The sequence below is a fragment of the Microvirga sp. P4_A5 genome (genome assembly GCF_056402495.1).
The window spans coordinates 1-11,071 of sequence record NZ_JBFUHH010000121.1; the positions used below are offsets into that span (position 1 = coordinate 1).

Genomic DNA, 11,071 nt, shown 5'->3' on the forward strand with positions numbered 1-11,071 from the left:
CTACGACGACGCACAGAAGCGCGTCGTCTACGAGCCCGTGAAACTCAACCAGGAATTCCGCAACTTCGACTTTCTCTCGCCGTGGGAAGGCACTGACTATGTGCTGCCGGGCGATGAGAAGGCGAAGGGGTAAGGGGTGAAGGGTGAGTGGCGAATGGCGAATGGAAGAGGAGGGCGCGTCGTGGCGTGGCCACATCAATTCCTATCGCGACCTTCGTGTCTGGCAGGACGCGATGACGCTTGCCGAGGCGGCTTACACGATGACACGCTCCTTTCCGAAGGAAGAGATGTTCGGCATGGTGTCTCAGATCAGGCGGGCGGCAGTCTCCATCGCCGCCAAAATCTCCGAAGGTCACGGTCGCGAAAGCACCCCTTATTTCGTGAATTTTCTGAGTATCGCTCAGGGCTCGTTGAAAGAGCTGGAAACCCACCTCTTACTGTCGTCCCGCGTTGGCCTCGTGAATCAAACAACCTGCGATCCGATGCTCAGCAAATGCGATACGTTGGGAAAACGGTTGCGCGCGCTGATCAGGACGTTGCAACGCAAGACCGCCGGGGCAACGGCATGATGTCCATGCATTCGCCATTCGCCATTCGCCATTCGCTGGTTCCCAACCAATGACCGAACACAACATCCGCAACTTCTCGATCAATTTCGGTCCGCAGCACCCGGCGGCGCACGGCGTGTTGCGGCTTGTGCTGGAGCTCGACGGCGAGGTTGTCGAACGGGTCGATCCGCATATCGGCCTGCTTCACCGCGGCACCGAGAAGCTGATCGAGTACAAGACCTACACGCAGGCAACGCCCTATTTCGACAGGCTCGACTACGTCGCGCCGATGAATCAGGAGCACGCCTATTGCCTCGCGGTCGAGAAGCTGCTCGGCATCGCGATTCCGCGGCGCGCCCAGCTGATCCGCGTGCTCTATTCGGAAATCGGACGGCTGCTGTCGCATCTTCTGAACGTGACCACGCAGGCCATGGACGTCGGCGCGCTCACGCCTCCCTTGTGGGGGTTCGAGGAGCGCGAAAAGCTGATGATCTTCTACGAGCGCGCATCGGGCTCGCGGATGCACGCCAACTACATCCGGCCCGGCGGCGTCAGCATGGACCTGCCGCCCGCGCTGATCGACGATATCGAGGCGTTCTGCGATCCCTTCCTGAAGGTCGTGGACGATCTCGACACGCTCGTGATCGGCAACCGCATCTTCAAGCAGCGCAACGTCGATATCGGCGTGGTGTCGCTGGAGGATTGCTGGAAATGGGGGTTCTCCGGCGTCATGGTGCGCGGCTCGGGCGCCGCATGGGATCTGCGCAAGTCGCAACCCTATGAGTGCTACGAGGAAATGGATTTCGACATTCCGGTCGGAAAGAATTGTGACAATTACGACCGCCAGGTCATCCGCATGGAAGAAATGCGCCAGAGCGTGCGCATCATGCGTCAATGCATCACCAAGCTGCGCGAGCCCGCGGGGCAGGGTCCTATCAACACCCTCGATGGCAAGATCGCGCCGCCTTCGCGGCGGGACATGAAGCGGTCGATGGAAGCGCTCATCCATCACTTCAAGCTTTATACGGAAGGCTTTCACGTGCCGGCCGGCGAGGTCTATGCAGCCGTCGAGGCGCCCAAGGGCGAGTTCGGCGTCTATCTCGTGGCCGACGGCACCAACAAGCCTTATCGCTGCAAGATCCGCGCTCCCGGCTTTGCGCACCTGCAGGCGATGGACTTCATGTGCCGCGGGCACATGCTGGCCGACGTCGCGGGCATTCTCGGTTCGCTCGACATCGTCTTCGGCGAGGTCGACAGGTAGTTTTCGGCCCGCCACGGAATTCGTGGCGCGGCGTCAAGTCAAAGTCGTGTATGGCCCGGTCAAGCCGGGCCATGACGGTTGAGAGAGGTTAGAATGGCCGTTCGTAGGCTCGCGCCTGATGAAATACAGCCCAAGAGCTTTTCGTTCTCGCCCGAGAACGAGGTTTTTGCGCAGGAGCAGATCGCCAAATACCCGCCGGGCCGCCAGGCTTCGGCGGTGATTCCGCTGTTGTGGCGGGCGCAGGAGCAGGCCGGCGGCTGGTTGCCGCGCAAGGCGATCGAAACGGTCGCGGTGCGCCTCGACATGCCGGACATCCGCGTGCTCGAGGTCGCGACCTTCTACACGATGTTCAATCTCGATCCGGTTGGCAAATATTTCATCCAGTTCTGCGGCACGACGCCTTGCGCGCTGCGGGGCGCGGGCGAGATCAAGAAAGTGCTCGAACGCCGTGTCGGCGAACAGAGCCATGTCTCGGCCGACGGCAATTTCTCATGGCTCGAGGTCGAGTGCCTGGGAGCCTGCTGCAATGCCCCGATGGTGCAGATCAACCACGATTATTACGAAGACCTGACGCCGGAGAATTTCGAGAAGCTCCTCGACGATCTCGCGGCCGGGCGGCCCGTCAAGGCCGGTCCGCAAACGACCCGTCGCGCATCGGAGCCGGAAGGCGACATCAAGACCCTGACGGATGCGTCGCTTTATGACGGCTCCATGATCGGCGCATGGCGCAAACGGTTCGACGAAGAGGCCCTGAAGCCGGTCGAGACCGGCGAGGCCGCAAGCGCCGCGGCAACGACCGCCGCCACGCCCAAGCCCGGCAAACCGGATTCCGGCCGGGCCATCGAGTCCGAGAAAGCGGATACACCGGCCAAGCGCGTGAAGGAAGGCGAGGCCCCGGTGAGCGCCACCGAGCGCCGCGAGAGCTCCGACGCCTCCAGGACGACGATGGCCCCGCAGGATTCGGGCCAGAAGGTTCCGGCTCCGCAGAGCGACAAGTCCTATGTGGGCACGCCCTCGAAGCCGGCAGACGGGCGCCCGACGCCCGACGCGCCGACGACGCCCATCGCCGGAACGCCGCCCTCCGACGCGCAGACCCGCCGCGACGGCAGCGAAAGCAAGCCCGATGTGCTTCCCGATCCCACCAAGAAACGATCCTGAGGAGTGATGTAGCATGCTTCAGGACAAGGACCGCATCTTCACCAATCTCTACGGCCTTCATTCGCCCGATCTCGCGGYGGCGAAGATGCGCGGCAATTGGGACGGCACGAAGTTCCTGCTCGAGAAGGGCCGCGACTGGATCATCGACGAGATGAAGAAGTCCGGCCTTCGCGGCCGTGGCGGCGCGGGATTTCCGACCGGCATGAAATGGTCGTTCATGCCGAAGGTTTCAGACGGTCGCCCGAGCTATCTCGTGGTCAATGCGGACGAGTCGGAGCCCGGCACCTGCAAGGACCGCGAGATCATGCGGCACGATCCGCACCTGCTGATCGAAGGCTGCCTGATCGCGTCCTTCGCGATGAATGCGAACGCCGCCTACATCTACATCCGCGGCGAGTACATCGCCGAGCGCTATGCGCTGCAGAAGGCCATCGACGAAGCGTATGAGGCGCGGTTGATCGGCCAGGACAACATCCACGGCTTCCCGTTCGATCTCTATCTCCATCACGGCGCCGGCGCTTACATCTGCGGCGAGGAGACGGCCCTGCTGGAAAGCCTCGAAGGCAAGAAGGGCATGCCGCGCCTCAAGCCGCCGTTCCCCGCCAATATGGGCCTCTATGGCTGCCCGACGACGGTGAACAACGTCGAGTCGATCGCCGTGGCGGGCACGATTCTGCGGCGCGGCGCGTCATGGTTCTCCAGTATCGGACGGCCGAACAACGTCGGCACCAAGCTGTTCTGCGTGTCCGGCCATGTAAACAAGCCCTGCAACGTCGAAGAGGCGATGGGGCTGACGTTCCGCGAATTGATCGACACCCATTGCGGCGGCATTCGCGGCGGGTGGGACAACCTGCTGGCGGTCATCCCGGGCGGCTCGTCGGTGCCTTGCGTCCCGGCGCATGAGATCATCGACGCGTATATGGATTTCGATACGCTGCGGAACCTGAAATCCGGTCTCGGCACTGCGGCCGTGATCGTCATGGACAAGTCCACCGACATCGTCCGCGCCATCACGCGCATCTCGTATTTCTACAAGCACGAGAGCTGCGGCCAATGCACCCCGTGCCGCGAAGGCACCGGGTGGATGTGGCGCGTGCTCACGCGCATGTCGGAAGGCCGTGCGCAGAAGCGCGAGATCGACATGCTGCTGGAAGTGTCGACCCAGATCGAAGGCCACACCATCTGCGCGCTCGGCGACGCGGCGGCCTGGCCGGTGCAGGGGCTGATCCGGCATTTCCGGCATGAAATCGAGAAGCGGATCGACGATTACGCGGCGAACCCGCATTCCGAATCCGTGATGTTGGCGGCGGAGTAGAGAAGCGAGATGGCAAAAATCATCGTTGACGGCGTCGAAGTCGACGTCCCGCCGGAATTCACCTTGCTGCAGGCGGCCGAGGCCGCGGGCGCGGAGATCCCGCGCTTCTGCTTCCACGAACGGCTGTCGATCGCCGGCAATTGCCGCATGTGCCTCGTCGAGGTGAAGGGTGCGCCCAAGCCCGTGGCGTCCTGCGCCTGGGGCGTGCGTGATTGCCGCCCGGGTCCGAATGGCGAACCGCCGGAAATCCTCACCAAGTCCAAGACGGTCAAGAAGGCGCGCGAAGGGGTGATGGAGTTTCTCCTCATCAACCATCCGCTCGATTGCCCGATCTGCGACCAGGGCGGCCAATGCGACCTGCAGGACCAGGCGATGGCCTACGGCGTCGATACCAGCCGCTATGATGAGAACAAGCGCGCGGTTCCGGACAAGTATCTCGGCCCGTTGATCAAGACCTCCATGAACCGGTGCATTCACTGCACCCGCTGCGTGCGCTTCGTCTCGGAAGTGGCAGGCGTCGAGGATCTCGGCGCGATCTGGCGCGGCGAGGACATGGAGATCACGAGCTATCTCGAGAAGGCGCTCGGCTCCGAACTGCAATCGAACGCCGCCGATCTTTGCCCGGTGGGTGCGCTGACCCACAAGCCGGAAGCCTTCCACTATCGTCCCTGGGAATTGTCGAAGACCGATTCGGTCGACGTGATGGATGCGGTCGGCTCGTCCATTCGCGTCGATTCCCGCGGCCGCGAGGTCATGCGCATTCTGCCGCGCGTGAACGAGGCGGTGAACGAGGAATGGATCACCGACAAGGCCCGCCACATCGTCGACGGCCTGCGCCTCCAGCGTCTCGACCGTCCGTTCGTGCGCGTCGACGGACGCCTGCGTCCCGCCACATGGCAGGAGGCTTTCAGCGTCATCGCCGCGCGCGTGAAGATCGCCGACAGGAAGCGCATCGGCGCCATCGCGGGCGATCTCGCTTCCGTCGAGGAATTGTTCGCGCTCAAGAGCCTGATGCAGAGCCTCGGCGTGGCGAATATCGATGCGCGCCAGGACGGCAGCCTGATGTCGCCGGCCCATGGCCGCGGGTCCTATCTGTTCAACGCGACCATCGCAGGCATCGAGGATGCGGACGCGATCCTGATCGTGGGCGCGAACCCGCGCCTCGAGGCGTCGCTGGTCAACGTGCGCATCCGCAAGCGCTGGCGCATGGCGCCGCCGCCGATCGCCCTGATCGGCGAGCGGGTGGATCTCACCTATCCTTATGAATATCTCGGCGCTGGCGCCGAGACGCTGGCCGAGATCGCGGCCGGCCGTCACGGCTTCGTGGAAAAGCTCAAAGGCGCGAAGAACCCGCTCATCATCGTCGGGCCGGGCGCGTTCGCGGGCGAAGGCGGCCTCGCCGTCCTGTCGCTCGCAGCACAGCTTGCCGACAATGTCGGCGCGGTCCACGAGGGCTGGAACGGCTTCTCGGTTCTGCACAACGCCGCCTCGCGGGTCGGTGCGCTCGATCTCGGCTTCGTGCCGGGCGCGGGCGGATTGAGCGCGCGTCAGATGGCCGACGGCGGCGTCGATGTGTTGTTCAACCTCGGGGCGGACGAAATCGACATCGCGCCCGGCGCGTTCGTGATCTATCAGGGAACCCACGGGGACCGCGGCGCGCACCGGGCCGACGTCATCCTGCCGGGTGCGACCTACACGGAGAAGTCGGCCACTTACGTCAATCTGGAAGGCCGCGTGCAGATGGCCAACCGCGCCGCCTTCGCACCCGGCGATGCGCGCGAGGATTGGGCGATCCTGCGCGCCCTGTCGGATGTGCTGGGTCAACGCCTGCCGTTCGATTCGCTCAGCGCGCTTCGCCAGAAGCTTTATGCGGAGCATCCGCATTTCTCGGCGCTCGACACCATTGCGCAGAGCGACGTCGGCGCGGGCGTCAAGGCCTTGGCCGCCATCGGCGGAACACCCGGACGCGAGGCTTTCGTCAGCCCCGTGAAGGATTTCTACCTCACGAACCCGATCGCCCGCTCGTCGCAGGTCATGGCCGAGTGCTCAGCGCTCGCCCGTCATGTCCGGCTCGAAGCGGCCGAGTAAGAGGATCGGAATATGGAACTCGGAGATATTCTCCTCAGCGTTGCGATCATGGTGGGCAAGAGCCTGCTGCTCCTCGTCGCGCTTCTGATCTTCATCGCCTATGCGCTTCTGGCCGATCGCAAGATCTGGGCCGCGGTGCAGCTTCGTCGCGGTCCCAACGTCGTGGGTCCGTGGGGCCTGCTGCAATCGTTCGCGGACCTTTTGAAGTTCGTGCTCAAGGAGCCGGTGATTCCGGCCCCCGCCAACAAGGGCATGTTCCTTCTCGCGCCGCTGCTGTTCTGCGTGCTGTCGCTCGCCGCCTGGGCGGTCATTCCGCTCGATGCCGGCTGGGCCATCGCAAACATCAATGTGGGAATTCTCTACATCTTCGCGATCTCGTCGCTCGGCGTCTATGGCGTCATCATGGGCGGCTGGGCGTCGAACTCGAAATACCCGTTCCTCGGCGCCCTGCGCTCGGCCGCCCAGATGGTGTCCTACGAGGTCTCCATCGGCTTCGTCATCGTCACGGTGCTGATGTGCGCCGGAACGCTGAACCTGTCGGGCATCGTGGAATCGCAGAATACGGCGTTGGGCATTCTCGGCTGGTACTGGCTGCCGCTCTTCCCGATGTTCGTGGTGTTCTTCATTTCCGCCATGGCGGAGACCAACCGCCCGCCCTTCGACCTGCCGGAAGCCGAATCCGAGCTGGTCGCTGGCTACATGGTGGAATATTCGTCCACCCCGTACCTGCTGTTCATGCTCGGCGAATACGTGGCCATCATGACCATGTGCTCGATCGGCACCATCCTGTTCCTCGGCGGCTGGCTGTCCCCGATCCCGTTCGCGCCCTTCACCTGGGTTCCGGGGGTGATCTGGTTCATCCTCAAGGCGAGCTTCCTGTTCTTCATGATGGCCATGGCGAAAGCCATGGTGCCGCGCTACCGTTACGATCAGCTCATGCGCCTCGGGTGGAAAGTTTTCCTTCCGCTCTCGCTCGCCATGGTGGTGATCGTCGCCGGCGTTCTGATGCTGACCGGCCTCGCGCCGGGCATGCGCTAAAAGGGGATCGATGGCGATGAGGCTCGATCAGGTTGCAAGATCACTTCTGCTGACGGAGTTCGTGTCCGGGTTCATCCTGGCCATGAAATATTTCTTCAAGCCGAAGGCCACCATCAATTATCCGTTCGAGATGGGACATCGCGGACCGCGTTTCCGCGGTGAGCACGCGTTGCGCCGCTATCCGAACGGGGAGGAGCGCTGCATCGCGTGCAAGCTCTGCGAGGCGATCTGTCCGGCCCAGGCCATCACCATCGAGGCTGGACCGCGCCGGAATGACGGCACACGCCGCACCACCCGCTACGACATCGACATGGTGAAGTGCATCTATTGCGGCCTTTGCCAGGAAGCCTGCCCGGTCGACGCCATCGTGGAAGGCCCGAATTTCGAATTCTCGGTCGAGACCCGCGAGGAGCTTTACTACGACAAGGCCAAGCTGCTCGATAACGGCGATCGCTGGGAGCGCGAGATCGCGCAGAACATCGCCAAGAACGCGCCTTATCGGTAAGGGCGAATGGGGAGTGGCGAATGGCGAATGGAAAAGAGACGAAAGAGTGTGATGAAGGAACATTCACACCTCTTCGCGCCGGCTTACCATTCGCCATTGGCTATTCGCCACTCACCAGAATAACAACGCCGGATATCCGGCACAGGAATTTCGCATGACGGTTACAGCCGCCTTCTTCTATCTCTTCGCGACCGTGGCGGTCGCCTCCGGTTTCATGGTGATCGCCTCGCGCAATCCCGTGCAATCGGTGCTGTTCCTCATCCTGGCCTTCGTCAACGCGGCGGGCCTGTTCCTGATGATGGGCGCGGAGTTCCTGGCGATGATCCTCGTCATCGTCTATGTGGGCGCGGTGGCGGTGTTGTTCCTCTTCGTCACCATGATGCTCGACGTGGATTTCGCCGAGCTGCGACAGGGCTTTCTGCAATACCTGCCCTTCGGCGCGCTCATCGGCGTGGTGTTCTTCCTCGAACTCACCCTCGTTCTCGGGGCCTACATCGTCGATCCCGGCCTCGTGCGGTCGCCGGCGGTCCCGATTCCCTCGCCGGACGTGATGACCAACACCGAGGCGCTCGGCCATGTGCTCTACACGCGCTACTTCTACTTCTTCCAGGCGGCGGGGCTGATCCTGCTGGTCGCCATGATCGGCGCCATCGTGCTCACCTTGCGTGAGCGCAAGGGCATCCGCCGTCAGGACATCTCGGTACAGAACGCCCGGACGGCGCAGGATGTGGAGCTGCGCAAGGTTCCCTCCCGCCAGGGCATATAGGAGACACGCGATGGTCATCGGCCTCAGCCATTATCTCACGGTCGCGGCGCTTCTGTTCACGCTCGGCGTGTTCGGCATCTTCCTCAACCGCAAGAACGTCATCGTCATCCTGATGTCGATCGAGCTGATCCTGCTCGCCGTGAACATCAACATGGTGGCTTTTTCGACACATCTGAACGACATCGTCGGCCAGGTCTTCGCGCTTTTGATTCTAACCGTAGCGGCGGCCGAAGCCGCCATCGGCCTTGCCATTCTGGTGGTGTTCTATCGCAACCGCGGCTCCATCGCGGTTGAAGACGTCAACATGATGAGGGGCTGAGGCCGAGAAATACGACATGTATCACGCAATCGTCTTCCTGCCGCTCGTCGGCTTCCTCATCGCAGGCCTGTTCGGACGGGTTCTCGGACCGCGTCCGAGCGAAATCGTCACCACGGCGTTTCTGTTCGTCGCGGCGGCCTTGTCGTGGGTGGCGTTCTTCCAGGTCGGGTTCGGCTCCGGCGCGACGCGGGTGCAGGTCGCCCAATGGATGTCGGTCGGCGACCTCGTGGTCGATTGGGCTTTCCGCATCGATACGCTCACCGCCGTGATGCTGGTCGTCGTCAACACGGTCTCGGCCCTCGTCCACCTCTACTCCATCGGCTACATGCACGAGGACCCGCACCGGTCGCGGTTCTTCGCCTATCTGTCGCTCTTCACCTTCACCATGCTCATGCTGGTGACCGCCGACAACCTGGTGCAGATGTTCTTCGGCTGGGAAGGCGTCGGCCTTGCGTCCTACCTGCTGATCGGCTTCTGGTATCAGAAGGAATCGGCGAACGCGGCCGCCATGAAGGCCTTCATCGTCAACCGCGTCGGCGATTTCGGCTTCCTGCTCGGCATCTTCACGCTGTTCGTGCTGTTCGACGGCGTGACGTTCGACCAGATCTTTCCGCGCGTGGCGGAATTCGCCGATCAGCGCTTCGTATTCCTCGGCCACGAATGGCACGCGCTCACGGTCGCGGCGCTGCTGCTGTTCATGGGCGCCATGGGCAAGTCGGCGCAGTTTCTCCTGCACACCTGGCTGCCGGACGCCATGGAGGGACCGACGCCGGTATCCGCCCTCATCCACGCCGCCACCATGGTGACGGCGGGCGTGTTCATGGTCGCGCGCATGTCGCCCGTCTTCGAATATGCGCCGACCGCGCTCACCTTTGTGACGGTCATCGGCGGCATCACGGCCTTCTTCGCCGCCACCGTCGGTCTCGTCCAGAACGACATCAAGCGCGTGATCGCCTATTCGACCTGTTCGCAGCTCGGCTACATGTTCGTGGCGCTGGGCGTCGGGGCCTACGGCGTGGGCGTGTTCCATCTCTTCACGCACGCCTTCTTCAAGGCGCTGCTGTTCCTCGGCGCCGGCTCGGTCATCCATGCGATGCATCACGAGCAGGACATGCGGAGCATGGGCGCGCTGCGCAAATACATCCCGTTCACCACGGCGATGATGGCGATCGGAACGCTGGCGCTCACCGGCTTCCCGTTCACGGCAGGCTATTATTCCAAGGATGCGGTCATCGAGTCGGCCTATGCGGCGCATTCGAGCGCCGGCAGCTTCGCGTTCATTGCAACGGTGGTCGCGGCCTTCATGACGTCGTTCTATTCCTGGCGCCTCTTCTTCATGACGTTCGAGGGTCCCGCGCGCTGGGATGGCGCGGCCCATGCCAGCAGCCATGAAGGCGCGGAGCACGATGCGGAAGGGCACGACATCGCCGCTTCGACCCATGGTGCGCACGACCATGGCCAGCATGGCGAGCACAAGCCGCATGAGAGCCCGCTCGTGATGCTGGTTCCGCTTGCGCTGCTGGCGCTCGGCGCGCTGGTCGCCGGCCTGATCTTCCACAATGCCTTCATCGGCGAGGGATCGGCGGAATTCTGGAAGGGTGCGATCTTCACGCGTCCGGACAACCACATCCTCGAGACCATGCACCACCTCCCGTTCTGGGTGCCGCTGATCCCGACCGTGATGATGATCGCAGGCTTCGTCCTCGCGGTGTACATGTACATCATCGACACCAAGAAGCCCGCGCAGCTCGCCACCGACCATCCGGCGCTCTACCGCTTCCTTCTCTACAAATGGTATTTCGATGAGCTCTACGACGCGATCTTCGTGCGTCCCGCGCTGAGCATCGGCCGCTTCCTGTGGCGCATGGGCGATGGACGCATCATCGACGGGCTTGGTCCTGACGGGGTCTCGGCGCGCGTCCTCGACGTCACACGCGGCGTGGTGCGGGTGCAATCGGGCTATCTCTATCATTACGCCTTCGCGATGCTCATCGGCGTTGCGGCCTTCATCACCTTCTATCTCTTCCGGGGGGCACATTGATGCTCGGTTTCGGCATTCTCTCCGGCCTGCTC

Annotated in this window: 10 protein-coding genes and 1 pseudogene; all 11 read left to right on the top strand. The window is 63.0% G+C overall.

The window, feature by feature from the left end; genetic code table 11:
- Positions 1-133: pseudogene (locus tag AC1DVM_RS20660) on the top strand (NADH-quinone oxidoreductase subunit C); the annotation flags it as partial.
- A 28-nt stretch (positions 134-161) separates the two neighbouring features.
- Positions 162-569: a four helix bundle protein gene (locus AC1DVM_RS20665; RefSeq protein WP_477257588.1), complete on the top strand. Its 408-nt coding sequence runs from the start codon at positions 162-164 to the stop codon at positions 567-569.
- Between the two features lie 49 nt (positions 570-618).
- Positions 619-1,809, top strand: coding sequence for an NADH-quinone oxidoreductase subunit D (locus AC1DVM_RS20670; RefSeq protein ID WP_477257590.1), 1,191 nt, complete (start codon positions 619-621; stop codon positions 1,807-1,809).
- A gap of 93 nt (positions 1,810-1,902) precedes the next feature.
- A complete protein-coding gene (nuoE, locus tag AC1DVM_RS20675; protein ID WP_477257592.1) occupies positions 1,903-2,967 on the top strand; it encodes an NADH-quinone oxidoreductase subunit NuoE in 1,065 nt (354 codons plus the stop codon).
- 13 nt (positions 2,968-2,980) lie between these two features.
- The gene (nuoF, locus tag AC1DVM_RS20680) at positions 2,981-4,282 is read left to right on the top strand and encodes an NADH-quinone oxidoreductase subunit NuoF (RefSeq protein ID WP_477257594.1); all 1,302 of its coding nucleotides are present in this window, start codon (positions 2,981-2,983) and stop codon (positions 4,280-4,282) included.
- A 9-nt stretch (positions 4,283-4,291) separates the two neighbouring features.
- Entirely contained in the window at positions 4,292-6,370 is a 2,079-nt protein-coding gene (gene nuoG / locus AC1DVM_RS20685) for an NADH-quinone oxidoreductase subunit NuoG (protein ID WP_477257596.1), read from the top strand.
- A gap of 12 nt (positions 6,371-6,382) precedes the next feature.
- Positions 6,383-7,408, top strand: a complete 1,026-nt coding sequence (nuoH, locus tag AC1DVM_RS20690) for an NADH-quinone oxidoreductase subunit NuoH (RefSeq protein WP_477257598.1) — start codon at positions 6,383-6,385, stop codon at positions 7,406-7,408.
- 16 nt (positions 7,409-7,424) lie between these two features.
- Positions 7,425-7,913, top strand: a complete 489-nt coding sequence (nuoI, locus tag AC1DVM_RS20695) for an NADH-quinone oxidoreductase subunit NuoI (protein ID WP_477257600.1) — start codon at positions 7,425-7,427, stop codon at positions 7,911-7,913.
- 154 nt (positions 7,914-8,067) lie between these two features.
- The gene (locus AC1DVM_RS20700) at positions 8,068-8,679 is read left to right on the top strand and encodes an NADH-quinone oxidoreductase subunit J (RefSeq protein ID WP_477257602.1); all 612 of its coding nucleotides are present in this window, start codon (positions 8,068-8,070) and stop codon (positions 8,677-8,679) included.
- A gap of 10 nt (positions 8,680-8,689) precedes the next feature.
- Positions 8,690-8,998: an NADH-quinone oxidoreductase subunit NuoK gene (gene nuoK / locus AC1DVM_RS20705; RefSeq protein ID WP_477257604.1), complete on the top strand. Its 309-nt coding sequence runs from the start codon at positions 8,690-8,692 to the stop codon at positions 8,996-8,998.
- A gap of 16 nt (positions 8,999-9,014) precedes the next feature.
- On the top strand, positions 9,015-11,039 hold the full coding sequence (nuoL, locus tag AC1DVM_RS20710) for an NADH-quinone oxidoreductase subunit L (protein WP_477257606.1): 2,025 nt from the start codon (positions 9,015-9,017) through the stop codon (positions 11,037-11,039).
- Positions 11,040-11,071: the final 32 nt, after the last annotated feature.

Bases quoted from the DNA above. Each gene is read 5' to 3' on its own strand.
- nuoG (WP_477257596.1), top strand. From the start codon at position 4,292: ATGGCAAAAATCATCGTTGACGGCGTCGAAGTCGACGTCCCGCCGGAA.
- nuoH (WP_477257598.1), top strand. From the start codon at position 6,383: ATGGAACTCGGAGATATTCTCCTCAGCGTTGCGATCATGGTGGGCAAG.
- AC1DVM_RS20665 (WP_477257588.1), top strand. From the start codon at position 162: ATGGAAGAGGAGGGCGCGTCGTGGCGTGGCCACATCAATTCCTATCGC.
- nuoK (WP_477257604.1), top strand. From the start codon at position 8,690: ATGGTCATCGGCCTCAGCCATTATCTCACGGTCGCGGCGCTTCTGTTC.
- AC1DVM_RS20700 (WP_477257602.1), top strand. From the start codon at position 8,068: ATGACGGTTACAGCCGCCTTCTTCTATCTCTTCGCGACCGTGGCGGTC.
- nuoE (WP_477257592.1), top strand. From the start codon at position 1,903: ATGGCCGTTCGTAGGCTCGCGCCTGATGAAATACAGCCCAAGAGCTTT.
- nuoI (WP_477257600.1), top strand. From the start codon at position 7,425: ATGAGGCTCGATCAGGTTGCAAGATCACTTCTGCTGACGGAGTTCGTG.
- AC1DVM_RS20670 (WP_477257590.1), top strand. From the start codon at position 619: ATGACCGAACACAACATCCGCAACTTCTCGATCAATTTCGGTCCGCAG.
- nuoL (WP_477257606.1), top strand. From the start codon at position 9,015: ATGTATCACGCAATCGTCTTCCTGCCGCTCGTCGGCTTCCTCATCGCA.